The following is a 24,833-nucleotide window of genomic DNA, read 5'->3' as shown; positions in this document are numbered from 1 at the left end:
GCATGTCATCTACCAGAAATATGGTTGCCTTAAAAAGTATTTTACATAAAGAAACTCATCGCTTTATGCGTATTTGGGTGCAAACATTAGTGCCACCTGCCATTACCATCAGTTTGTATTTTGTTATTTTTGGTTCGTTAATCGGTTCAAGAATTGGTCAAATGGGCGGCTTTGATTATATGTCGTTTATCGTACCTGGTTTGATTATGATGAGCGTTATAACTAATTCCTATTCTAATGTGGCATCTTCGTTTTTTAGCGCCAAATGGCAACGCAATGTCGAAGAGATGCTCGTCGCTCCTGTACCTAATTGGGTCATCGTTGCTGGTTATGTTGGCGGTGGTATGGCTCGTGGTATATTAGTGGGCTTAATTGTTACAATCATCGCGATGTTTTTTACTCAGATCCAAATTCATAATGTATGGGTGATCATTGCCACAGTCGCACTTACGTCAGCAACCTTTGCTTTAGGTGGTTTGATTAATGCCGTATTTGCAGGTAGTTTTGACGATATTTCTATCATTCCTACCTTTGTATTAACGCCGCTAACGTATTTAGGTGGGGTATTCTATTCGATAAGTTTATTACCTGATTTTTGGCAAGGCGTGTCAAAAATCAACCCCATTGTCTATATGGTTAATGCTTTCCGCTATGGATTTTTAGGTATTTCTGATGTCAGCTTACCAGTGGCGTTTAGTGTGCTAGGTGCGTTTATTATTGGTTTATATGCCATTGCCATGTATTTGATCACTAAAGGTATTGGATTAAGAAGCTGATGGATGAAACGCAATTAGGAGACTCAAAAGTTATTGTGACTAACCAAACGGGGATTCACGAGAAACTGACAGAAATCGTTGAAAAGCATTTAGCACATCGTTCAAAAAAACCGTTTCAACAACATACGTTAGAAGCATTTAATGTTGCAAATGAACGCGTCAAAGCACACCAAGGAGAGGTGATCCTCGATTCATGTTGCGGCGTTGGCCAAAGTACTCGTTTATTGGCGAAAAACAACCCTAATGCTTTAGTTATTGGGGTTGATAAATCGGCGCATCGCATAGAGCGTAATGATGAAGAGTTGATTGAACGTACCGATACGCAAGGGGTGAATAACTACCTACTGTTACGTGCTGATCTTAATGATTTTTATCGTTTAGTGGCCCAAGAAAAATGGCAAGTAAACCAGCATTATATTCTTTATCCTAACCCATGGCCTAAAAGTAAGCATATTCAGCGTCGATGGCATGGTAGTGCTGTGTTCCCTGAAATCATTTCAATAGGCGAACGCCTTATTTTACGTAGTAATTGGCGTTTATATCTCGAAGAGTTTTTAATTGCGGCTAAGCTAACTAATCGTACTGGTGATATTTGCAAAGTGGAAAATAGCCCTGCATTGACACCGTTTGAAGCTAAGTACCAAGCGAGTGGACAAACTTGCTGGCAGCTAGATATTTTCTAGTATGGGCTGATAGCGAAATTACGTGAGTACTTTATTGTTGGTCAATTTTTTAAAAATTGTTGGTTAAAATTACCATTTTATTGTTTTTGTAACTACTATTAATCATAGTGGTAATCATTGTTTTATAGGAAAAATGCAGATAAAACAATGGTATATCAATATTGGTCTGATATTTGTTTATAGATAAGCATCAGTCAATTTTAATAGAGGAAATGAAAATGACTCACAATATCAAAAAAAATGTACTTATGATGGCATTAAGTAGTTTAGCAATAGTGGAACTTGGTTTTGTTTACTTAGCAACATTAATTGGCTAACACTTCGTTAGCAAAATAGTGTTAATCGTGAAAAAAGCAAGACATTTGATCTAAATTTTATTACAGTGCCGCACCTATGAAGGGTCATTAGTATCGGGTTAATGACAATAATTAGTTAGTGCTATTTATGACAACAAACAAACGTGCGGCAAATGCGACAGAAGAGTCATTACTACGTATTTTTACTATTCCAGAAGCACCTGACTCAACCTTAGGGCGAATAGAACAAGAGATCTCGCAAAACCTTGCTGGATTTCTTGGTTCACATATAGCTGCAAAAGAAACTGCACTTACAGAAATAGAAAAAGATTTTGATTGCTCTAAAATTCCAGAGCAACCTGCATTTGTTTCTGATCACATGCACCACTTACTCGAAAAGTTGGTGTCACAATCTGTTCATACCTCAAGCCCTAGTTTTATTGGTCACATGACCTCTGCATTGCCTTATTTTATTTTACCCCTTTCAAAATTGATGGTGGGGTTAAACCAGAACCTGGTCAAAATTGAAACCTCAAAAGCTTTTACACCGTTAGAGCGTCAAGTATTAGGTATGATGCATCGGTTGGTGTACCAATTTGAAGAAAATTTTTATCAGCAATGGATGCACAGTGCAAACCATTCATTAGGCGCATTTTGTTCAGGCGGCACAGTGGCCAATATCACAGCACTTTGGGTGGCTCGCAATAATCTGTTACGAGCAGATGGTTCTTTTAAAGGAGTCGCACGAGAAGGTTTATTCAATGCATTAAAGCATTATCAGTACGACGGCTTAGCCATTTTGGTTTCTAAACGAGGTCATTACTCGCTGAAAAAATCAGCTGATGTGTTAGGTATTGGTCAAGACAGCGTTGTTGCTATACCAACCGATGAACATAATAAAATGGACCCGCAAAAGCTCAGAGAAAAGTGCCAAGAGCTTACCGCAAAAAATATTCGTATTTTAAGTATCGTCGGCGTTGCTGGCACGACAGAAACGGGTAATATTGATCCGCTCCACGAATTAGCAGATGTGGCGAATGAATACCAATGTCATTTTCATGTTGATGCTGCTTGGGGTGGCGCTACCTTACTTTCAAGTAAACACAGAGGTTTGTTAAACGGCATTGAGCGTGCTGATTCAGTCACTATTGATGCGCATAAACAAATGTATGTACCTATGGGGGCAGGCTTAGTTGTTTTTCGTAATCCTGCGTCAGTCGCTTCAATTGAGCATCATGCTGAATATATTTTACGTAAAGGTTCAAAAGACTTGGGTGCGCATACATTAGAAGGCTCAAGGCCGGGTATGGCGATGCTCGTTTATGCAAGTTTGCACATTATTAGTCGCCCAGGCTATGAAATGCTGATTAACCAGGGTATTGAGAAGGCAAAATATTTTGCTGATATTATTGATAAACATCCTGACTTTGAATTAGTAACAGAACCTGAACTATGTTTATTAACCTATCGTTATAATCCAGCCTCTGTTCAGCAGTTATTGTCTAAAGCGGATGAAAACACGCTTACTAACGTCAATAATCTATTGGATAAGCTCACTAAATTCATTCAGAAAAGGCAACGTGAGAACGGCAAGTCTTTTGTGTCTCGTACGCGTATCGAGGTGAAAAAATATCACGGCAGGAAAACATTAGTCTTCCGTGTTGTGTTGGCAAATCCACTTACTTCAAAAGAGATTCTAAAAGATGTTCTAGAGGAACAAGTAGAATTAGCTCAAGAGAGCAGCCACTTTTTACCCAAGTTGGTCGCTTTATCACAAAACCTATAAGTATGAAGCAATGTTATTGTAATTAACATTGCTTGATTCTTGAATCTTATCGAAATTTTTCGTGACTGTTGCCTAAAATTTACACTCTTTTGCTTTCTAACCGAAATGTTTTTCTTTCGATTGTTTTACAAAATGAAAGTTAAGGTGTAATATTACACCTATGATTACATTTTTGAGGGCTGTATGATGTATAAAGAGGACAGTAATATGCCAGAAATGATTGATGAGCGTACTATCGAAGATAAATCTATTGAGCAGCAACTTGTTGATGCACAAAAAGAAATTGAAGATTTGAAGAGTCAACTTATGTGGCTTGAACGTTCATACGAATAAAATCAACTAACACACGTTTGAAAGGCCAGCAGTGAAAAACCACTGTTGGCCTTTTTTATTATGTAATCTTTGTTGTTGAGTTACAGGTTGACTTGCAAATTATCAATTAAGCGTGCTTTACCACAGTGCGCAGCGGCTAAAATAACTAAGTTTTTATCATCTTCGCTTGCTGGCTGTAATGTTTTCGCATGACAAATATGGATGTAATCGGTTTTTAGTCCAGCATTATTAATGAAATTAGTCGCTTGCTTTGCTAAACCAATAAAGTCGGTATCTTGTTTTATTTTCTCAGCAAGCCACTGAATGTTTTGACTAAGTGCAGGCGCAATTTTTAACTCCTCTTCAGTTAAATATCCATTACGTGAACTTAATGCTAAACCACTTGCTTCTCTTACTGTTGCTACCGGAATAATATCGATTGGCATGGATAAATCTTCAACCATGGTTTGAATGACTTGTACCTGTTGATAATCTTTTAAGCCAAAACAGGCTACGTCAGGTTGCACAAGGTTAAACAGCTTACAAACGACTGTTGCTACGCCACGAAAATGACCTGGACGACTTTCTCCACAGTAACCTTCAGAAACTTGCGGAACCTCAATAAAGGTTTGTTTATCAAGGCCTTTTGGGTATACAATTTCGGGTGTTGGCGTGAAAAGTAGATCAGTTTTGGCGGCTTCAAGTTGTTGTTGATCTGCTCGCAACGTTCTGGGGTAATTAGCAATATCTTCATTCTGACCGAATTGCATAGGATTAACAAAGATACTCGCAACGACTTTATCTGCGTGTTTATGGGCTTCTGTGATCAATGCAATATGACCTGCATGCAAATTACCCATTGTAGGTACAAAGGCAATTTTGAAACCTTGTTGTCGCCACTGGTTTATGGTTTCTCTTAAACTAGAAATATCGTTAAGGGTGATCATTATTCCGCCTACTTAAAAATGTGTTCATCACCTGGGAAGTTTTCTTTTTGCACTTCACTTATATATAACTCGATAGCTTTTTTAATGTCGCCAGTGTCGATAAGAAAGTTTCTTGAAAATTTAGGCATATAACTACATGAAATACCTAAGGCATCATGCATAACAAGGATTTGGCCGTCGGTATCTTTTCCTGCACCAATACCGATAGTTGGAATATCAATCGCCTCGGAAATGGCTTTACCTAACGAAGCAGGAATACATTCTAATACTAATAATTGAGCGCCAGCGGCTTCTAGTGCTTTTGCATGCTCGATCATTTCTTGTGCTTTGCTATCGTCACGTCCTTGTACTTTAAATCCGCCAAAGACATTAACTGATTGAGGTGTTAAACCAAGGTGAGCACACACGGGTATCCCACGTTCAACAAGACCGGAAATGGTGTCAGCTAACCAAAGACCGCCTTCAATTTTAATCATACTTGCACCAGCTTGCATCAAAGTAGCTGCATTAGTGAATGCTTGCTCTTTTGTTGCGTAACTCATAAAAGGTAGATCGCTGATGATCAGTGTATTTTCAACACCGCGTTTCACGCATTGCGTATGATAAGCCATATGGTCAACATCAACAGGTAAGGTGTCATCTTGGCCTTGTAAAACCATACCTAGTGAGTCACCAATTAAAATGGCGTGAATACCTGCTTGATCGAATAATTTAGCAAAACTAGCGTCATATGCAGTGATTGTCGCTATTTTTTCACCTTGTTGCTTCATTTTTTGCAACACTGAGGTTGTTATCTTTGTCATAAAAAGATCCAAAACACAGTTATTTGTGCGATAAATTGATTTTCTTGCAGCGATTTTAACTGAGTTGGCTGTGAATTGTTAGTGCGTTTTTATCGATGCTCTCGGCCAGGGTTGACACGTTACTATTACAAGGTAGTGTCAGTTTAGGTGCTATCTCTGCTAGTGGGATTAACACAAATTCTCGCTGTTTCATTCCGTAATGGGGGACGGTGAGGCGAGGAGTGTTTATTATTTCTTGATCATAAAGCAGAATATCTAAATCAAGCACTCGTGCTCCCCAACGTTCGCCTTTTCTGACACGGCCAGCTTGCTGCTCAATAGCTTGTAATGCATCAAGTAATTCAATGGGGGTGAGTTTAGTATTAATAGCCATGACTGCGTTCATATAGTCAGGCTGGTCTTGTGGCCCCATCGGTTGACTACAATAAAGTGCTGAAAGCGCTATTTGAGTGATACCTGTATGCGCTCTGATACATTGAACAGCAAGTTGTATTTGTCGTTGCGGATTAGATAAATTGCTACCTAAGCCAATATAACAAATTGCCATGATCAGTCCTGAGAGTTATTCGTACGAGGACGACGACGTTTTCTTGGAGAACGTCTGGCACCTGGTTTACTTCGGCCAAGTGTTTTTACCATTTGCTGTTGAGTATCGTAGTTACGTTGTTGAAACTCAGTCCACCAATTAACAAGCTCTGCTAAATCATCACACCCTTGTGCAGACTCCACTTGGTGGCGCAATAATAGAAAGTCGTAACCAGCTCGAAATTTTTGATGTTCAAAGGTACGAAACGCTTTTTTGCCTTCACGTCGAGCGAGCTTATCTTGTAAAATTAAAATGTCTTTTATAACTGACTGAAAACGTTTGGGGATTGCGATACTCTGCTGTTGACGGCCCATTATTTCGCCATAAGCGGCAAAAAATGCATCTTGTGGTGTAAGTGATGATGTTTGTTTAAGCGCTTTTATTTGTTGCTGAATTGGATACCAAAGCATTGCTGCGAAAAGAAAAGCGGGTGTTACGCGCTTTTCGTTATTAATTCTGTCATCTGTATTGGTAAGAGCTTGCGTGATAAATGGAGATAAATAAGGTAGCGATTGATTAACTAAGGCCTCTTCTACGACAGGGAAAAAGTAACGAAACAAAGCGTATTGACGTAGCATCGTGTAATTTTCAACGGCTTTACCCGACAAAAATAGCTTCAAAAATTCTTCAAATAAACGTGCTGGTGGAATGTTTTCTAATAATGGCGCCGATGAAACAATAGGTGCTTCAGTTTCTTTACTGATATCCATGTCGAGCTTTGTGGCAAAGCGAATGGCTCGTAACATTCGCACAGGATCTTCGCGGTAACGCGTTTCTGGATCGCCGATTAAACGAATTTTTCGTTGAGAAATATCCTTGGCACCATTGGCAAAATCGTACACTTTAAAATCAGCTATCGAATAATAAAGTGCGTTAATGGTAAAATCACGACGTTCAGCGTCTTCTTCAATCGAGCCATAGATATTGTCACGCAGTAGCATTCCATGTTCACTTTGCTTTGATGTTTTCCCGCAATTCTGTGCTTGTTGAGGGTTGTCGTGATGACCACGAAAAGTAGCAACTTCAATCACATCTCTACCGAAAACAATGTGGGCAAGTCGAAAACGACGACCAATTAAACGACAGTTTCTAAATAATCCTTTAATTTGTTCAGGTGTCGCATTAGTGGCAATATCAAAATCTTTTGGCGTTAAACCAAGCATTATGTCTCGAACTCCACCACCCACTAAGTATGCATCAAAGCCTGATTTATTCAGGCGATAAAGTACTTTTAGCGCATTAGAACTGATATATTGACGAGAGACAGGGTGTTGATCTCTGGTCAAAATTTGCGGGCCATCGGTGCTTACTGCACTGATTGAACTGTTGGAATTTTTTTCACGCATAGATTGGCCGAATACCTTCTTACACAAATTGATAACGCGTTTGATACTTAACAACCTCAAAACTAAAAAAGAGCGCCGCGATCATATAACAGTAGGGCTAAAAAGAGAATGAAAAAAATACAGGCAACTGCGGTTATAATAGATATTTGATTGGAATAACGCAGAAACGATAAGAAAATTAGATAGTGATCTCGCGAGTTTTAGCCACAAGTTCGCGCTGCCAATTTTCGATAGCCCAACTGATAATCGTTTTAACATCAGCAGTTTGAAGTAATGCTGGTGGTTGTTGTCCTAAAAATGATAAGGCATTTATTAAGCTGGATTCAGGATCATTGCGGTCAATGGCCGGTGCTTTATTTTGCTTACTTAATTTATAGCCCAATTCAGTGACGGCTAAAGGTATATGGCCATACTGCGGGGTTGCTTCATCCAATATTTTAAAAAAACTTAATTGTCTGGCGGTTGGCTCTAGTAAGTCACAGCCCCGGATCACGTGAGTGATTTCTTGCTCAATATCGTCTGCGACAACAGCTAGTTGATAAGCGTATAGTCCATCCCGTCTTTTGATAATAAAATCTTCTGCAGCCAGTGAGGTATTACAAGATACTCTACCTTGGAAAATATCATCATAATGGGCAATTTTAGGCTGGTTTTTTACGCGGATCGCACTTTGTGGTTCGGTTAGGTTTAAGTGTCGGCAATGCCCTTGGTATATGCCTCCGATAGATTTGATTTGAGCACGAGTACATTGACAATGATAAGCAAGAGAGTGTTGCTTTAACGATGAAATTATCTGGTTATACCGCGAATACTGCTGGCTTTGAAACATTACGTCTTCATCCCACTGAAGACCAAAGGCTAGCAAGGTTTCTAAAATTATATCACTAGCGCCTGCCTGCTCTCTTGGCGGATCAATATCTTCAATGCGTACGAGCCATTGACCTTGATGGTGTTTAGCGTCAAGGAAACTTGCTAATGCTGTGATAAGTGAGCCGTAGTGTAGCAGGCCAGAAGGAGATGGTGCAAAGCGACCTCGATATTGCTTAGGTCGCTTTGTTGTGTTTTCGTTATTCATCTTTACAGATGATTAACCGGCAAGTTGTCGCTCTTTGATTTCCGCTAATGTTTTACATTCAATACAAAGATCAGCGGTAGGTCTAGCCTCTAATCGGCGGATACCGATTTCAATGCCACAACTTTTACAAAAACCAAAATCGTCTTCTTCAATTAATTGCAAAGTCTTTTCAATCTTTTTAATTAATTTACGTTCACGATCTCTAGTACGTAATTCTAAGCTAAACTCTTCTTCTTGCGCTGCACGATCCACAGGGTCAGGAAAATTTGCCGCTTCATCTTTCATATGAGTTACGGTGCGATCGACTTCTTCACGAAGTTGGGTACGCCATGCTTCTAGGATCTTTTTAAAGTGTTCCAATTGCTCAGCGCTCATGTATTCTTCATTAGGTTTTTCTACATACGGCTCTACACCTGCTAACGCTAAAATACCTAAAGCTTTACTGTTTGGCATGCTAATTCTCCTAATGCTAACTAGTTCAAATAACAATTAAAGAATGCTAATTTGACTGCATGTGCCAATTTTTAAAATAGACCTGAAATATCAGAACTATATTGTGTTACGTTAGACAAAATTCAAGAACAATCATTAAAAATATTTTTTTTAGTGGAATATCAAAATGTTACAAGTATAACTTATAATGAATGAATCCTGTTTTATTGCAAGCCCACTTTTTTAGCAAGATTTAGCTGCTCTCGTCAATCTTTTGTTGATAATAGTTGTAACAAATTAGCTGTTTTTTTGTTGTATTTTCATTTAACCCTTCAAAAGGGGATATCACTTTTTGCAGTGTTAATCGATAAAACTGACAGATATGGGCGTTGTTAATTGAATTTCGACTTCCTGTTCCCTAACAGAAAATTCTGCTTTATATGCGAGAATTTCAACTCCTTTTTCTTTTGCTTGGCGGAGTAAGTCAGCATAAATGGGATCTATATGCGCTGCTGCTTTGACATTATTAATAGCGGAATGTAGCACCGCGAACAATAACACGGCACGTTTACCTTGTTCTACAATGTCTATTAATTCACGCAAATGCTTTTGTCCTCGTAGGGTTTTAGCATCAGGAAAATAACCTTGTTCATCCTCAAATAACGTGACACTTTTCACTTCGATATACGTTTCAGTTCCATTTTCATCGAGAAGATAAAAATCAGCTTTACTGTTTTCGTTACCATACTTAACTTCCCGCTTTAATGCTGAAAAATGTTCGAATTCATTAATTATTCCATTGTTTAATGCTTCTTCTACCAACTGATTTGCGCGAATGGTATTGACGCAGATGGTGTGTTGTTGCTCGGTGATACTAAGCTCCCAGCTATAGGGATATTTTCTTTTTTTATTCTCTGAAACACTGTAAAGCACCTTGTTTCCAGAAGTCGCACAACCGGTCATTGCACCTGTATTTGCACAGTGGATAGTAGTTCTATTGCCGTTATCAAGGATGACATCAGCCAGAAATCGCTTATATCGCTTTTCAAGGGTTGCTCGAGAAAGTGTTAGCTTCATAGTTAAGACAATTTTGTAAAATAAAGTGTGCATGATAGTACAATATTTATTGAACTAAGTGTGAGCACCTTGTTTGTTTGGTGTAAACTAACACAATGAATTTCAAGAAATAAGGTGTTCCCGTGAAGCAAGGTGTTCTAGTACATTTAATTAACGACAATAAAGCAACAGATTGGCAACAGAATAAAACCATTCAACATATTAATGGTGAGGTGTTTCTATACTTTCCTGAGTTTGATAACTATAGTGAAAGAAATATCCAAAAAGCCGCTCGAAAATTAGAAAGCATGGGGCTTGAGCAGGTAGCTCTAACTGGGGGTAACTGGCAAGAAAGTTATCAATGGGCCTTTGCGCAAGGTTTTAGCTCGATCAATAAAAGTAATAATATCCACTTCACTGGCGAACCCGAATTAATTAATAAACTGTCAAATAAATTAATGACTTATGCTTGGGCTAAGCGCTTAACCAATCAAACAGCAGCAGAACAATCGCCAGAAATATTAGTATCAAGTGTTTTTGATTACGTTAAAGCATTGTCGCCTGAATTTGTTAGTATGAATGTGATCAAAGGCGAAGCATTAAATGAAAATGGCTGGGTTGGGGTGTATAACGTAGGTAAAGCTAGCCAACATGCACCTTGTTTAGCTGAAATCGATTTTAACCCTACCGGTAATTCGGCCGCTCCAATAGATGTGTGTTTGGTCGGTAAGGGCATTACATTTGATACTGGCGGCTACAGCATTAAATCAAATGAAGGCATGTTTAACATGAAGTGTGACATGGGCGGTGTCGCAGTTGTGGCAGCTGCATTGGCTTATGCAATACAACAAGGGCTAACCAAGCGGGTAAAATTGATTTTGTGCTGCGCTGAAAATATGATCAGCGGTAGTGCGTATAAAGTCAGTGATATTTTAACCTATAAAAATGGTGTTACTTGTGAAATTGCCAATACAGATGCAGAAGGACGCCTTGTGTTAGCGGATGGTTTATTACTGGCTAGTGAATCTTCACCCAAAATGATTATCGATGCTGCAACGTTAACGGGGGCTGCTATGTTAGCAACAGGGGGGGATTATACAGCGTTAATGTCGTTAGATAGTGTCGCTTCTGAACGGGCATTAGTTGCAGCGAAAGCAGAAGGTGAGCCTTTGTGGCCATTACCTTTAGCGCCATGGCATCAAGAAAAGTGTCCTTCAGCCTTTGCTGATACCGCAAATAGCCGTACTCAAAAAGGGGGCGGTATGGGAGGAGCAAGTAATGCAGCTGGCTTCTTATCAAGGTTTGTGCCGAATGACGGAAAAGGTTGGCTGCACTTTGATTTAGCTGCTGCTTATAACGGAAGCGCAAATAGTCTGTGGGCTGCAGGCGCTACAGGTATGTCTATCGCGACGATAGCAAACTTGCTGTTAAATAATAAATAGCACTCGTAGTAGTAGCTCTTTGCAAAGAGTAGTTACATGGCTTGCGACTGCTCTTTTACAAATTCTACCAGCCACTGTTTTGCGTTAAAGGTATCAGTAAATACATGAAAAGTAAGATTGCACGACTGGTATACTCGCCTAAGCTGCATTTGCTGAATATCAGCGGTATTACTATCAACAATAACACTAGCGTTTGCTATCATACCTCGCTGCATTCGATAACGAGTGACATCAACGAGTATCTTTTCCGCTTCTGGAGTAAAGATACTGTTACCATAAAAGGTAATTAATAACCCCCAAGGTTTTCCTTGATATTGCTCGCAAGCGATATGCATATCTTTTACGTAAGCATTTGCGGTGACTTCGTTGAACGGACCTCGTGCATCAACAATGAGTATGTTGTTTTCCTTTTCAATATTGTAATCACCATGGGCGGCTAAATTCACATCATCTTCCTTGTTTTGTTGTCGGGTTAATATCAATAGCAAAAAAAATATTGCTTGCCAAGTAAGCAGATTTCTCGAAAGATGCAAATTATTTAAACAACACGAAATCAACCCGTTATCATTTTCTTTATGCTTGGTTCACAGGATGAAATTTGTTGTGTGGAAGAGGTATAAATGAGAAGAAAAGTATGATTTTGTCTACAGCCCCTAATGCAGATTAGTCTACAAGAAAACGCGACTGTACTAGCATAGTCGCGTTTTCTTGAGCTAAAAAGTCAACAGACTCTATTGAACAGCGAGTTGCCATACACTGACAGAGCCTGAAATTTCATGACCAACCACTAGCATCGCCTCTGCATTATCGGTAGCTGGAATAAATGTCATTCCTTCAGGAGCCAAATCGCCAGTAATGTCAGCGTCTTCAATTAACCCCCGATTATAGAAGTAATCTACGAATGTAACATTAAAGGGGTTGGTGATGTCGTAAATCATAATGCCTGACATACGTTCTAACCCAACAAATGCGAGTGTTCTTCCGTTAATATGACCGATAGTAAGTGCTTCAGGTTCAGCACCTTTTGCGTCTGAACGTGTGTCACCTTCGTTAGTGTCTTCGTCATTATTAAAAGCTTCGCCGTGAACCGCAGACGTGATGCGAACAATATCATCGCCAGAATCAAAGACGAGATTGCCATTCGCATCCCAAATTGAAAATGATCGAGCGCCATAAGTGTATAGTGCATCATAATCGCCGTCATTATCGATATCACCTTTTTCAATTGAGACTTTCAGTCTACCTAAATCGTAATCATCATTGTTAATCGCACTAAAAGCGATGGGATCTAAAAGTAAATCTTCTACACGTGATTCATCAAGGTAAGCAAGACAACCGTCATCTTCGTCATAATCAATGCCACCTTCAGCTAAACAGGTTGTTTCAGATGCAGATTCGAAAAAATATTCTCTACCGTCACCTTCATTGGCAGTCACAATAAAATTCACGTCTTTCCATGTGTAGGTAGCAATAGTATCTGGCTGATACATACCATATAAATTTTTGTATTTTTTTAAGTTTATTCCATCATCTTTATCTGAAGCATCGATAACAAAATTTGACCAATCTTTAAATCCTAACCCTTTAATATCGACTAAGGTATTGGTTTCTAAATTAACAATTGCAATACCGTTGTTTTCTTGAAGGGTAATGTATGCAAATTTACTGTCATCAGAAACGGCAATATATTCAGGTTCTAAATCCATTGCGACAGTTGTGTTGATTGTTTGTCCTTTAATTACCCTGCCGGAAGGGTTAGGAAACATCATTCCTTGAGCCATTAAATCTGATTTTTTATCGTTGTACTCGGTAAAAGTAATGTTTGTCGCAGTATCACTTATTACACCATTATTAATCGCAATAAGAGAGATACTACCTTCAGGATCAATGGTGTAGTCACTACTAGGTTCTCCTTCGTTCGCCACAATGAGTTTGCTGCTATCAGGCGTAAAAGTGACCATGTCGGGTAGAAAACCTACTTCAATGTTTTTCATAAAAGTTGGTGTGGCTGCGGATATATCGTATAGAGCAATGTGACCCTTATCCCCAGTTTGACTGGCAGCTAAAGCAACAGCTAAAACATTTAGGTCGTTAGAGATACTAATACTATTTGCATCACCTGGGGTATGAACTGATAAATCAATTTGAGTGATAGTATTCATATTCGTATTTGTGATAACCCCTTCTGCATTAGTACTTAATGCTGCAGGGTCTGCATCAGACAACGAAAGAATATCAACTGTTGCGGTATTGCCAGAACTATTAATGGCATATATATGCTGTGATGACGCATGATATTGTACAATTTCTGCAGCGCCTTCTGGCGATTCAGCACTCAGAACAGCACGTGCTACCAGTGTTGCGGAAAGAGAAAGGTTTCCACTTTCTCCATTTTGGCCGTCTTGTCCAGGTAAGCCTTGTTCACCCTGTGGACCTGCAGTTCCCGTTGTGCCGTCTTGACCATCGTCGCCGTTACAAGCAGCTAACAAGGTAAGTAAAATTGAGGCAATAGATAATTTCTTTAATGTTTTCATTGCGGTACTCGTTTTATGATGATAAATACCACTGTAATTAAGGTTTATGACAATTCTCTTGCATTTTCATGACGATAAAATGATTGAGTGTGTTTGGGTATCAATGTAAATCAACGTGCATGACGTGAGATTTTGCATGGCAAGCACATTTTTAGTTTCTACTCTGATATAATTTTGCCAACCATTTACAACCTCATTGACAGAAAATTGCTACCAATAGACGAGTTTTTGCCCGAGCTTAATACAATGTTAAAAGCACATAAGCGAGTGGTCTTACAGGCAGAGCCTGGTGCAGGTAAATCTACTGCAGTACCGCTTTCATTATTAGCCTCAGATATGTTTGGCAGCAAAAAAATTATCATGCTAGAGCCTCGCCGTGTTGCGGTTAAATCTATTGCACATTATTTAGCTGGAAAAATAGGTGAAAAAGTCGGGCAAACGATCGGTTATCATATCCGAAATGAACGAAAAGTGTCTAACAACACGCGTTTAGAAATTGTCACTGAAGGCGTATTAACACGAAAAATTCAGTCTGATCCAGAACTATCTGATGTTGGCTTGGTTATTTTTGATGAATTTCATGAGCGCTCTTTACATGCTGATTTGGCATTAATTTTATCACTAGAAGTTCAAGACGCTTACAACGAAACATTAAAACTGTTGGTGATGTCAGCAACGATTGATACTCAACAAGTTTCAAGCTACCTACATCATGCGCCAGTGATGTCATGCCCTGGTAGAAGTTTCCCTGTAGCTATTGAATATAATGGACAACGCAGCCGTTATCTCACCGAAACTGTATTATCTGTAGTAAAGCGTGAACTTGAAGATGAAAAGCAAGGGGATATTCTTGTATTTTTACCAGGACAAGCAGATATCAAACGATGCATAGCTGCAGCAGAACAAGTGCTGGAAACACCGGTAGATTTACTCCCTTTATACGGTGGCTTACCTCTTGCTCAGCAGTCGTTGGTATTAACAAGGAAAGACTCACATCAAAGAAGGGTTATTTTTGCTACCAATATTGCAGAAACTAGTTTAACAATCGAAGGTATCACTACTGTGATAGATTCTGGGCTTGAGAAAGTATTAAGTTTTGATGTAAAAAGTGGCTTATCTAGGCTCGATACTATCAACATAGCAAAAGCTTCAGCGAGTCAAAGAGCTGGTAGAGCTGGCAGGCTAACTGCGGGTAAATGTATCCGGTTATGGTCTGAGAGTGAGCAGCAACGGTTAGCTGACTATCAACCAGAAGAAGTATTAAACGCAGAACTCACAAGCTTTGTGCTTGAGCTGTCTGCTTGGGGTATCACGCAACATCAAGATGTAAATTGGTTATCTGAACCGGCGAAATATCATTTTGATGTCGCGAGTGAGTTGAACCAATCGTTAGGTTTTGTCGATAGCGGCAATAAAATTACGGGGTTAGGGCAACAGGCATTATTGCTAGGTGTAGAGCCAAGACTTGCGAGTATGTTAATACGAGCCGATTCACCAGAAAAAACTGCCATAGCTTGTTTACTTGCTGCTCTTTTGTCTGAAAGAGATATTTTTATTTCGTCGCAAAATGTAGATATTACAACGAGATTTCTTGTGGTGTCTGAATATTTACAGCAGCAGTTGATACCTACGGGAGTGAATCGTTCTGCTTTAGAGCAAGTAGCTAAACTTGCCAAAAACTTTGCGAATAAATTGTCAGTAGAGTTGGCACGCACATACATAGGTATTAATAGCTTTAGAGAATGTGCTGCACAACTATTATTTTTTGCTTTTCCTGAACGGCTTGCGAAGGCGCGAGATAAACAAGGAGAACGATATTTATTGGCTAATGGTCGAGGAGTTTCGCTTAATGAAAGTGATGCTTTGCGAGGTGAAACATGGTTGATCGTTTGTCACTGTGATGGAAAAAACAAAGACGGCAAAGTATTTTCAGCACTGCCGGTAATGTCATCACAGCTACCAACAATTTTACAGAACGATTTACGAGAAGAGACACAATTCAGGCTCGATAACAAAAAAAATGCCATTCATAGCATTAGTAAAACTTACTATAAGGCATTAACGATTGTAGAAGAAAATAATGGTGCTTTATCACAAGAACATTTTTCTACTTGCCTAAAAGATATTCTTCAACAAGAAGGGTTATGCTTTTTAAATTGGTCGTCACGGTGTCGGTCATGGCTGACAAGAGCTCAATGGTTAGGTCAACAATTAGATACCTTTCCTCAAATATCTGAACAACACTTACTTTCTACGATAGAAGATTGGCTTATTCCTTATCTGAATAATATTAATAGTTTAAAGGCCCTTAAACAGCTAGAAATATATCCACTACTGATTGCTAACTTAGATTGGCAGCAACAGCAGTTTATGGATGAAAATGCGCCGATACATTATCAAACGCCTAGCAATAAACAGGTGTTAATTCGCTATGATGAATCGCAAGGACCAACCGTTGCAGTGATTTTACAAGAAATGTTTGGTCAGCTTGAAACACCTAAACTCGCAATGCAGCAAGTGCCGTTACGCTTTGAGTTGTTATCTCCAGCTCGTCGACCTATACAAACCACGAGTGATTTGAGGCATTTTTGGCAATCTTCCTATTTCGATGTAGCTAAAGACATGCGTGGAAAGTACCCCAAACACCGATGGCCAGAAAAGCCCTTAGAAGAAAAACCAGGACGTTCTATTAAGCAAAAACCTGCTTAACAGGTGTTGGATTTTTAAGGTGGTTTTTCGTGAATCATTAGAGTAATAATTAAATTAACCAGACACCTCATAAATGGAATTAATATTATAAAGCTCGTTTTGAGCGCTTTTCAGCCTAGTCCTGTTTGCTATTTTTTGACCATTTGTTACTATTTAAATAATAAGAGTTCTAATTAATTTTTGGGTCAGGAGCGAAATACATTAATATTATGAGTATAAAACCACTTAGTTTTGAAGAGTTAGCAAAAGAAGAAAGTATTGATTTTGTTTACGATCATGATGCAAATACCGTATTGATTGATGACCTTGGAACGATAGATTTATCAGTTTTTGTTGAAATGGTAATGCGTTATTCGTATCAAATAAATGCAGCAAAAATCAGCATTAAGGTAAATGAGTCCCAAGCGATTTATTTTTTTCAACATGGCTTTAAGGTTGAAGCCTCGATAATGGCCTATTATGGTTTACAAGATGCTTTTTATGTTGTTTATTACCTTAACGATAAACACCATAAAAATCATCTTGCGACAATTCACGATAAAGTGCTTGAAAAGGCCTACATTAGTAAAAAAAATAAATTAACTGATTTTAGTTTTGATCGTGTCACGGTTGGTACAAATACAGTTCGCACTAACGTAGAAAGCAAAGACAAGTTAGTGTTTACGGGGCGTGAGCATTCAATTGCTGATCATGACACGCATCATAAATTTTTTGCCCAATCGAACGACAAAATTGTCGCAACCGCCACAGCAAGCTATGATGAATCACAGCAAGTGGTTGAGTTTTCTGACTTTATAGTAAGTGCTGAATTTGATGTTTGGCAGTTATTGATCAATTTAATCACAGAAATGGAACAACACTTTAAAGCATTAAAGTGTACAACTGCCTTTACCATTGTACCAGCAAGCAGTCTTGCCATTAACGCAATATGTGTTGAACAAGGATTTGAGTTTGGTGGGCGATTAAAAAATGAATCATTGGTAGATGGTGAGTTAGATAGCCTAAATACTTGGTTTAAGCGATTATAGAGAACACAATGCAATTCACAACCCTACCCGATGCTTTAACGCTTAAAAAAGTCATTAAAGGTAAAGACGAAGTGCTTAACTGTCGCTTTATGACAGATGCAATTCAAGGCTTGTTAACAGAACGAGCTTACTTTTTTGATGAAGTACTTACCGAATTATGGCGACACTTTGGCTTAGTGGATGCCCCCATCTCGCTAAATGCTGTTGGCGGGTATGGACGAGCATCATTACACCCGGGTTCTGACATTGACTTAGCGATCATTATCGATAAAAAAATAAGCCAACAACAGCAAGCTGCCTTATCTGGTTTTTTAACTAAGTTATGGGATTTAGGTTCTGACATTGGCCAATCAGTAAGAACTATTGATGAAACTAAAAAACAAGTAAAGCAAGATGTTACTGTAGCAACCAATTTACTTGATATCAGAAGGATTACTGGGCCAGCCGAGCATGCACTGGCTATTAATCAATTAATGCATAGCGAAGATTTATGGACTCATCAACAATTTTTCGAAGAAAAGCTTGAAGAACAAAAAGCACGTCATGTAAAAGCAAAAAATACCGCCTTATTTTTAGAGCCTAATTTAAAAAATCACCCCGGTGGCATGCGCGATGTACAAAGCATTTTGTGGGTTGCGCAAAAGTTTTACGGGTTGGGCTATTCAGAGGTGTTTAGCGGTACTAAGCTGTTATTGGCAGACGAACAAATTGAGCTAAAAGAAGCGTTTGATTTTGTTTGTCGCGTGCGATGGGCATTGCATACGGTTGCAGAGTCATCGGTAGAACAATTGTTGTTTGAACATCAAGCTGACGTAGCAAGTATGTTAGGCTTTGGTGATGGTGAGAACAGCCAACAAGCCATCGAGCGTATGATGCGTCAACTGTTTCGCGCCATGACCCGCATTCGTGAATTAAACCAATTAATTTTAGACACCTTAACAATCGAGCATACGTCATTTTCTCGTGTTAATAACGTAAAGCAACTTGATAGCGGCTTTAGAAGAATAGGTAGCTTGATTGATGTAGAAGATAAAAACTTATTTATTGAAAAGAAACAAGTTATCCGTATGTTTAGGTTGATATCAGACATAGATGCTATCACGGGTATTACGCCTAAGACGCTTAGGGCATTAAGAAATGTAAGGCGTTCATTACTTGGGGAACTACAAGATTATCAAGGGTGTAGAGATGAATTTATCGAGCTTCTATCCAAAACTGATGGATTCGAGCAAGCATTAGGCTTAATGCATCGTTATGGTATTTTGTCGGTATATTTTTCTCACTGGCAGCTAATCGAAGGGCAAATGCAATTTGACATGCATAATGCCTATACAGTTGATGAACATGCGTTTAAAGCGTTAGCTTATCTTGGTGCTTTTGAAAAACATCATGAAAAAGACAGTTTTCCCGTTAAATCCTATCAAAAAATTCCTAACAAACTTCCTTTACGTTTGGCGACTTTATGTCACCATTTATCGGGTCGTCAAACTGATGAAGATCACGAGCTCAGTGCGATGCAAGCGAAAGAGTTTGCTACTTTTCATCAGCTCGATGAAAAATCCATTCAACTGGTGTTCTGGTTGGTAAAAAACCAAACGTTAATGCTTGATGTATGTAAGCAAAGTGATTTAAATGATCCCATTATTTTTCAAAAACTTGCAAAAACCATCTCCTCGAAAGAAAAGCTTGATTCGTTATTATGTTTTACCGTTGCTGATTTAATGGCAACAAATGAAAGTGCTTGGAACCCTTGGATAGAATATCAATTATCACTTCTTTATAAAGGTTTAAAGAAAACAATCGCAAAAGGCACAAACAATGTTTTTGAAGCGAGAACGTTAATTAGCGAGAAGAAAGCCAGCGCGAAAAGTCAACTCTGTAGTGATGTTGATATTGCAAAAGTTGAATTATGGTGGAAAAAGCTTCCGAGCGAGTTTTTCACTGCCAATTGTGTTGAACACATTGTTGAAATTACCGAAAACATTATGAGTAATTTTAATAAAGAACATCATGTATTTTTATGTAACTCAAATGATCTTGGCTTTACGACCTTAGTCGTTTATACCCCTGACAGGGATCAATTATTTTCCGATATCTTTAAAGTGCTTTCTAAGGCAAAACTTCGCGTCAAAGAAGCAAACATGCTGACAACTCAAGATGATAATGTTATTGAAGTCTTTCAGCTACTCAGTGAATCTGACGATGTTGTTGATGATGAATTTAGATTAAACGCCATTGTGCAAAGAGTTAAAGATATTTTGAATACTGGTGATACCGGTAAAGCAATCAAAGCGCCTATGTACGTTGAGACCTTTGAACAAGATCCGAATATTGAGGTATTACCTTATCCAGATAAAGACAAATCACTGATTAAAATTAACGCCTTGGATGATCCCGGCTATATTGAACAGATTTGTGAAGTATTTAATGAACAAGGGTTTACCATTCATTCAGCAAAAATAAGTCAGCTAGGCGAATGTAATGATAATGTTTTTCTTATTTCGAATAGTGAAGATCAATCAATCTCGAGTTTAGACTCTGATGACATTGTTAAATTGATCGAAGAAAAAATAGCGTTTTAGATCGGCGCGTATATTATGTATAACGAGTTGTCAGTCATGAATTGCTAAATTGATCAAAACACCTAATTAATCAATTTAGCAAATTATCGTTTATAGCGTTTTGTTGATATCAGCCTGCATTAAGTCAAGTTCTAACATCGGAGATGCATCTATTTCGTTGGCGTCCATCATGGTTGCAATACGTTGCATTGACGACAACAATAAAGATTGCTCCCATTGCTCTAAATGACAAAACTTCTGAATAAAGTGTTGTTGCAGTGGTTGCGGCGCATTGATTAAGGTTTCTCGACCACTATCAGATAAAAACAAGCTAACCCGACGTTTGTCCTCAGTGCTTCTTACTCGCTCTATGAGTGATCTATTTTCTAATCTATCAAGTATATTCGTGACCGTAGCAGCACTTAAATTAATATTTTTTGCAATTTGACTCGCTGTAACCCCTTTAACACGGGCGATTTCTTGCATGATCAGCAGTTGCGGCCCAGTTAGCCCAGCTGACTTATTTAATTGCTTAGAATGCAAATCAATCGCTCTGATCACTCTTCTGATCGCAACGAGCAGTTCTTCGTATTTTTCCATAGCAAATGTACTTTGAGAGAATTTGAGGCTAGCTTATACATTTCTAGAGTTATTGCATAGTAATAAGCGTTTAAATTGCTAGACTTTGACTAAAAAGTAATAACTAAACAGTTTCAGAACAAATTATTTTAATGAGCGTGAGGAGGGAATCATCGGATTTATGGCTAAATATGATGAAAACATAGGAATGCATTGCCAGCTAGTTTACAATCATCGATTATTTTTTAATGTTTTCAACGTGCAATATTTATGACTTTACTTCTCACATACTTGGCAATAGCAATAGGTGTGTCGTTTTTATGTTCTATTCTTGAAGCTGTGCTGCTATCGGTAACGCCAAGTTTCGTAGAAAATATTCAAAAAGACAAACCGCTTGGTGGCAAAGTACTCAGTCATGTGAAAGACAATATAGATAAATCGATTTCTAGTATTTTGATCCTTAATACATTCGCTCATACTATGGGTGCAGCAGGTGTTGGTGCTCAAGCCATTAGAGTTTTTGGTGAAGAAAAAGAAACCTTAATCGCGTTTTTATTAACCTTAGCAATATTATACTTTTCAGAAATTATTCCAAAAACAATTGGCGCTAAATTTTGGCGTAACTTGGCGATCCCTTCGGCTTATATCATCAATTTTCTCGTGAAAGTTGTTTATCCTCTGGTGTGGTTTTCATCGTTGCTCACGCGTATGTTTGATAAAAATAAAACGGATGTGGTATCGCGAGATGAAATTCGCGCTTTTGCAGCATTAGGGCATAAAGATGGTTCACTTTTTTACCAAGAAAACCAATTGGTTGAAAATATTCTTACCCTTAGAGAGGTTAAAGCCGGTGATATATTAACACCAAGAAGCGTTGTGCATGCTCTTGATGAAAACATGACCATTTCTGCTGCTTTGGCTGCAGAGCAAACAGCAAGTTTTACCCGTATACCTGTTTATAGCGGTTCAATCGACAATATAACCGGCTTAATTATTAAAGGGACACTCTACGAACAAGAAAGACAAGGAAATGGCGACACGTTACTGGTTGATATTAAACAACCTTTACATCGAATTTCAGAAAGCTTACCGGTATTACCCTTGCTTGATTTTTTTATAAAACGCCATGAACATATTTTTCTTGTGGAAGATCATTTCGGGCAAACTGCGGGTATTGTTACCTTAGAAGATGCGATTGAAACCTTTTTAGGCCGCGAAATAATTGACGAGAGTGATCAAGTGGAAGATATGCAAATGTTAGCTAAGGCTAAGTTTAGACAGCGGTTAAAGTCGAGCAATAATAAAGTATCAAACAACGAAGACGATGAGTAATTAGGTTTTAGTGTGTCGAAAGAGAAAAAGGTAACAAGCAAAACACCACCAGAACAGCGCTCAAAATTAAAGCGATTTAGCTTGTTTCTGGCTAAGTTTACACTTTTATTTGCCATTATTTTGGCATTCTATACCTTATATCTTGATGCAAGAGTGGTCGACAAATTTGAAGGTCAGCGTTGGCAAATACCGGTTCAAGTGTATAGTAAAATCCATTCATTTCAGCCTGGAAGTGAGATTAACCTTAGCCACTTAAAAGCGGAATTGTCTTTAATGGGTTATCGTCGCGTAACGAAAGTGACAAAACCCGGGCAATTTGCTTTATCTAGCAAGCGGATCATTATTTATCGACGAGCTTTTGATTTTGGTTCAGGCATTGAATACCCGCAAAAAGTGATGATTGATGTAACACGTAGCGGTGATATTCAAACCGTTGAACAATTATATCTCGATGAACAGCAAGCACATTCTGTAAACCTTGAACCCTATCTTATTGATCGTATTATTCCTGAAAATAAAGAAGATCGTGTGTTGGTACCATTACAGTCTGTGCCTGAACGGTTGCTAGATACGTTGTTATTAGTTGAAGATCGTGATTTTTATCATCATGCGGGTATTTCGCCAGTGGGTATTTTACGCGCGCTTTATAAAAATATTCGTGCAGGAAGAACCGTGCAAGGTGGTAGTACACTGACTCAGCAACTTGTAAAAAACATGTATTTATCGCGTGAAAAAACGATTTGGCGTAAAGTTAATGAAGCGATTATGGCCTTATTGCTTGAATACCGTTACAGCAAAGATCAATTACTTGAAGCGTATATAAATGAAGTTTACTTGGGGCAACACTTTGCAAATGGTATTTATGGTTTTGGATTAGCTGCTGAGTTTTATTTTGGTAAAAGTGTAGCACAGCTATCAGATGAACAAATGGCTACGCTAGTAGGTGTTATAAAAGGTCCGAGCTACTATGATCCTTGGCGCTACGCTGAACGGGTAAAAAAACGTCGTGATTTAGTATTAACGTTGATGTTTGAACAAGAATATTTGACCAAGCCTGAATATCTCGCTGCGATTAAGAGTGAACTTTCTGTACGAAAATCTAGACGATTAGTGAAAAACAAACAGAAGTTTCCTGCATACTTGCAATTAGTCAAAAAAGAGTTGGGCGAGCTACTACCCCCTAACATGCAGGCCTCTGGCATTCGAGTGTTTACCGAATTTTCACTTTACACACAAACATTGCTAGAAAAAAAGGTTGAGCAACAGTTAGCGGCTTTAGCTGAGAGTCAAACGCACGAACTTGAAGCAGCGATGATTGTCACAGAACGCACAACCGGTGCTGTAAAAGGTATTGTAGGCGGTAAAGAAAGTGGTTATGCAGGTTTTAATCGTGCATTAAATGCTAAACGCCCAATAGGTTCGCTAATCAAACCAGCTATATATATCGCAGCACTGGAACGGTATCAAGACTATCAATTAGCCACCATTTTAGACGACTCTGAAATTAGTTTTACAACCGATAATGGTGAAGTTTGGCAGCCTAAAAACTATGACGGTAAGTTTCGAGGACAAGTATCTTTATTAGACAGTTTAGTTAGATCGCTTAACATACCGACGATAAATTTAGGGATGGATCTTGGCTTAGAAAGTGTAGCTGAAATTGTGCATTTGCTTGGCTATGACCGTGATATAACTCTCCGCCCTTCAATGCTTCTAGGTTCGATCAATATGTCGCCTTATCAGGTAAGTCAGTTTTATTTGCCTATTGCTAATCAAGGATATGCGGTGCAAAGCCATGCGGTTGAGAAAATAACCTCAGCCCAAGGCGAAACCTTATATGAATTTTTTGCTGAGCCAACGCCCTATTTTTCTGAACAAGCCAGTTATTTAGTTGATTATGCGTTAACGAAAGTCACGACTGAAGGCACGGCTAAATCACTCGCTTGGCGTATCAAAGACGCGACATTAGCGGGTAAAACAGGAACTACGAATGATCAACGTGATAGTTGGTTTGTTGGCTATGACCAACAGCACCTAATTACCACGTGGATTGGTAGAGATGATAATAAAGAAACCACACTGACAGGAAGTTCAGGCGCGTTAGTACTGTTTGCAGACTTCTTAAATAGCTATGGTGCAAAAAGTAAACATACTTCAGTACCTAGCGATATTGAATGGCTATCGTTTGATGCCAAAACAGGCTTGGCAATGGCTGTTGATTGTCAGCAGAACATCGAAATGCCTGCAATTTCTCGTGGTTTATCTATGCAACACTCTTGTTTAGAACCCCAACCACAAAAGAAAAAGGAAACCTGGTTAGAACGTTTATTTGGTGAGTAGCACCTAGCAATTATTCGCCGAGAATTATTCATTACCTTTGTCATTAATACAGACCGTACTAAACCTTGACACATTTATTGTCATTTTTTCACTATTCATTGCTATAAACCACTTTATTTCCTTGTAAAAATCAGGGGTTTTCTTTATGATCGGAAAAATTTTTTTATCGCTAAGTTTATTTGTTTGAAAAAGAATCATCGCTTTGGCTAT

Annotated in this window: 20 protein-coding genes; 10 read left to right on the top strand and 10 right to left on the bottom strand. The window is 38.6% G+C overall.

Going from position 1 to position 24,833, the window contains the following annotated elements; translation table 11 throughout:
* Window positions 1–2: 2 nt before the first annotated feature.
* From QUE72_RS16625 to QUE72_RS16610, 4 genes are all read left to right on the top strand, one after another.
* Entirely contained in the window at window positions 3–776 is a 774-nt protein-coding gene (locus QUE72_RS16625; protein WP_074496427.1) for an ABC transporter permease, read from the top strand.
* On the top strand, window positions 776–1,459 hold the full coding sequence (gene trmB, locus QUE72_RS16620) for a tRNA (guanine(46)-N(7))-methyltransferase TrmB (RefSeq protein ID WP_286270239.1): 684 nt from the start codon (window positions 776–778) through the stop codon (window positions 1,457–1,459). Before QUE72_RS16625 ends, trmB begins: the two co-directional genes overlap by 1 nt.
* 444 nt (window positions 1,460–1,903) lie before the next feature.
* Complete coding sequence (gene panP / locus QUE72_RS16615) at window positions 1,904–3,541, top strand: pyridoxal-dependent aspartate 1-decarboxylase PanP (RefSeq protein ID WP_074496429.1); 1,638 nt, start codon at window positions 1,904–1,906, stop codon at window positions 3,539–3,541.
* A gap of 183 nt (window positions 3,542–3,724) precedes the next feature.
* Complete coding sequence (locus tag QUE72_RS16610) at window positions 3,725–3,874, top strand: hypothetical protein (protein WP_175573070.1); 150 nt, start codon at window positions 3,725–3,727, stop codon at window positions 3,872–3,874.
* 80 nt (window positions 3,875–3,954) lie between these two features.
* On the opposite strand, the gene panC is transcribed toward QUE72_RS16610, so the two are convergent.
* The 7 genes from panC to sfsA form a co-directional block, all read right to left on the bottom strand.
* Window positions 3,955–4,800, bottom strand: a complete 846-nt coding sequence (panC, locus tag QUE72_RS16605; RefSeq protein ID WP_074496430.1) for a pantoate--beta-alanine ligase — start codon at window positions 4,798–4,800, stop codon at window positions 3,955–3,957.
* Between the two features lie 8 nt (window positions 4,801–4,808).
* A complete protein-coding gene (gene panB, locus QUE72_RS16600) occupies window positions 4,809–5,603 on the bottom strand; it encodes a 3-methyl-2-oxobutanoate hydroxymethyltransferase (RefSeq protein ID WP_074496431.1) in 795 nt (264 codons plus the stop codon).
* 55 nt (window positions 5,604–5,658) lie between these two features.
* Window positions 5,659–6,150, bottom strand: a complete 492-nt coding sequence (folK, locus tag QUE72_RS16595; protein WP_286270232.1) for a 2-amino-4-hydroxy-6-hydroxymethyldihydropteridine diphosphokinase — start codon at window positions 6,148–6,150, stop codon at window positions 5,659–5,661.
* 2 nt (window positions 6,151–6,152) lie between these two features.
* Complete coding sequence (gene pcnB, locus QUE72_RS16590) at window positions 6,153–7,535, bottom strand: polynucleotide adenylyltransferase PcnB (RefSeq protein WP_083601886.1); 1,383 nt, start codon at window positions 7,533–7,535, stop codon at window positions 6,153–6,155.
* A gap of 178 nt (window positions 7,536–7,713) precedes the next feature.
* Window positions 7,714–8,610 (bottom strand): tRNA glutamyl-Q(34) synthetase GluQRS, encoded by an 897-nt coding sequence (gluQRS, locus tag QUE72_RS16585; protein WP_286270231.1) that lies wholly within the window; start codon window positions 8,608–8,610, stop codon window positions 7,714–7,716.
* 12 nt (window positions 8,611–8,622) lie between these two features.
* Window positions 8,623–9,063, bottom strand: coding sequence for an RNA polymerase-binding protein DksA (gene dksA, locus QUE72_RS16580; protein ID WP_074496434.1), 441 nt, complete (start codon window positions 9,061–9,063; stop codon window positions 8,623–8,625).
* A gap of 339 nt (window positions 9,064–9,402) precedes the next feature.
* Window positions 9,403–10,119 (bottom strand): DNA/RNA nuclease SfsA, encoded by a 717-nt coding sequence (gene sfsA / locus QUE72_RS16575; protein ID WP_286270230.1) that lies wholly within the window; start codon window positions 10,117–10,119, stop codon window positions 9,403–9,405.
* A gap of 122 nt (window positions 10,120–10,241) precedes the next feature.
* Between sfsA and pepB the strand changes: the two genes are divergently transcribed.
* Complete coding sequence (gene pepB / locus QUE72_RS16570) at window positions 10,242–11,540, top strand: aminopeptidase PepB (protein WP_286270228.1); 1,299 nt, start codon at window positions 10,242–10,244, stop codon at window positions 11,538–11,540.
* Between the two features lie 32 nt (window positions 11,541–11,572).
* Here pepB and QUE72_RS16565 read toward each other — a convergent pair whose 3' ends face one another.
* Window positions 11,573–11,986: a hypothetical protein gene (locus QUE72_RS16565; protein WP_074496436.1), complete on the bottom strand. Its 414-nt coding sequence runs from the start codon at window positions 11,984–11,986 to the stop codon at window positions 11,573–11,575.
* Between the two features lie 285 nt (window positions 11,987–12,271).
* Complete coding sequence (locus QUE72_RS16560) at window positions 12,272–14,074, bottom strand: choice-of-anchor I family protein (RefSeq protein ID WP_286270225.1); 1,803 nt, start codon at window positions 14,072–14,074, stop codon at window positions 12,272–12,274.
* A gap of 174 nt (window positions 14,075–14,248) precedes the next feature.
* On the opposite strand from QUE72_RS16560, the gene hrpB reads away from it, so the two are divergent.
* From hrpB to glnD, 3 genes are all read left to right on the top strand, one after another.
* The gene (gene hrpB / locus QUE72_RS16555; RefSeq protein WP_322111094.1) at window positions 14,249–16,783 is read left to right on the top strand and encodes an ATP-dependent helicase HrpB; all 2,535 of its coding nucleotides are present in this window, start codon (window positions 14,249–14,251) and stop codon (window positions 16,781–16,783) included.
* Window positions 16,784–16,992: 209 nt separating this feature from the next.
* Complete coding sequence (locus QUE72_RS16550) at window positions 16,993–17,811, top strand: hypothetical protein (RefSeq protein ID WP_286270224.1); 819 nt, start codon at window positions 16,993–16,995, stop codon at window positions 17,809–17,811.
* 8 nt (window positions 17,812–17,819) lie between these two features.
* Complete coding sequence (glnD, locus tag QUE72_RS16545) at window positions 17,820–20,393, top strand: [protein-PII] uridylyltransferase (protein WP_286270223.1); 2,574 nt, start codon at window positions 17,820–17,822, stop codon at window positions 20,391–20,393.
* Between the two features lie 90 nt (window positions 20,394–20,483).
* Here the strand turns inward: glnD and QUE72_RS16540 are convergent, their stop codons facing one another.
* A complete protein-coding gene (locus QUE72_RS16540; RefSeq protein ID WP_074496440.1) occupies window positions 20,484–20,972 on the bottom strand; it encodes a MarR family winged helix-turn-helix transcriptional regulator in 489 nt (162 codons plus the stop codon).
* A gap of 249 nt (window positions 20,973–21,221) precedes the next feature.
* On the opposite strand from QUE72_RS16540, the gene QUE72_RS16535 reads away from it, so the two are divergent.
* Window positions 21,222–22,283, top strand: coding sequence for a CNNM domain-containing protein (locus QUE72_RS16535; RefSeq protein WP_074496441.1), 1,062 nt, complete (start codon window positions 21,222–21,224; stop codon window positions 22,281–22,283).
* 12 nt (window positions 22,284–22,295) lie between these two features.
* Window positions 22,296–24,623, top strand: a complete 2,328-nt coding sequence (gene mrcB / locus QUE72_RS16530) for a penicillin-binding protein 1B (RefSeq protein WP_286270220.1) — start codon at window positions 22,296–22,298, stop codon at window positions 24,621–24,623.
* Window positions 24,624–24,833: the final 210 nt, after the last annotated feature.

Origin of the sequence: Thalassotalea hakodatensis (assembly GCF_030295995.1) — a bacterium.
In the GTDB taxonomy this organism is placed as follows: domain Bacteria; phylum Pseudomonadota; class Gammaproteobacteria; order Enterobacterales; family Alteromonadaceae; genus Thalassotalea_C; species Thalassotalea_C hakodatensis.
The sequence above is the reverse complement of the archived record's forward strand: the minus strand, read 5'-3'. Positions and strand labels throughout refer to the sequence as shown.

Bases quoted from the DNA above. Each gene is read 5' to 3' on its own strand.
- panB (WP_074496431.1), bottom strand. From the start codon at position 5,603: ATGACAAAGATAACAACCTCAGTGTTGCAAAAAATGAAGCAACAAGGT.
- panC (WP_074496430.1), bottom strand. From the start codon at position 4,800: ATGATCACCCTTAACGATATTTCTAGTTTAAGAGAAACCATAAACCAG.
- QUE72_RS16610 (WP_175573070.1), top strand. From the start codon at position 3,725: ATGATGTATAAAGAGGACAGTAATATGCCAGAAATGATTGATGAGCGT.
- panP (WP_074496429.1), top strand. From the start codon at position 1,904: ATGACAACAAACAAACGTGCGGCAAATGCGACAGAAGAGTCATTACTA.
- sfsA (WP_286270230.1), bottom strand. From the start codon at position 10,119: ATGAAGCTAACACTTTCTCGAGCAACCCTTGAAAAGCGATATAAGCGA.
- QUE72_RS16540 (WP_074496440.1), bottom strand. From the start codon at position 20,972: ATGGAAAAATACGAAGAACTGCTCGTTGCGATCAGAAGAGTGATCAGA.
- QUE72_RS16535 (WP_074496441.1), top strand. From the start codon at position 21,222: ATGACTTTACTTCTCACATACTTGGCAATAGCAATAGGTGTGTCGTTT.
- QUE72_RS16560 (WP_286270225.1), bottom strand. From the start codon at position 14,074: ATGAAAACATTAAAGAAATTATCTATTGCCTCAATTTTACTTACCTTG.
- QUE72_RS16625 (WP_074496427.1), top strand. From the start codon at position 3: ATGTCATCTACCAGAAATATGGTTGCCTTAAAAAGTATTTTACATAAA.
- gluQRS (WP_286270231.1), bottom strand. From the start codon at position 8,610: ATGAATAACGAAAACACAACAAAGCGACCTAAGCAATATCGAGGTCGC.
- QUE72_RS16550 (WP_286270224.1), top strand. From the start codon at position 16,993: ATGAGTATAAAACCACTTAGTTTTGAAGAGTTAGCAAAAGAAGAAAGT.
- folK (WP_286270232.1), bottom strand. From the start codon at position 6,150: ATGGCAATTTGTTATATTGGCTTAGGTAGCAATTTATCTAATCCGCAA.
- dksA (WP_074496434.1), bottom strand. From the start codon at position 9,063: ATGCCAAACAGTAAAGCTTTAGGTATTTTAGCGTTAGCAGGTGTAGAG.
- trmB (WP_286270239.1), top strand. From the start codon at position 776: ATGGATGAAACGCAATTAGGAGACTCAAAAGTTATTGTGACTAACCAA.
- glnD (WP_286270223.1), top strand. From the start codon at position 17,820: ATGCAATTCACAACCCTACCCGATGCTTTAACGCTTAAAAAAGTCATT.
- pcnB (WP_083601886.1), bottom strand. From the start codon at position 7,535: ATGCGTGAAAAAAATTCCAACAGTTCAATCAGTGCAGTAAGCACCGAT.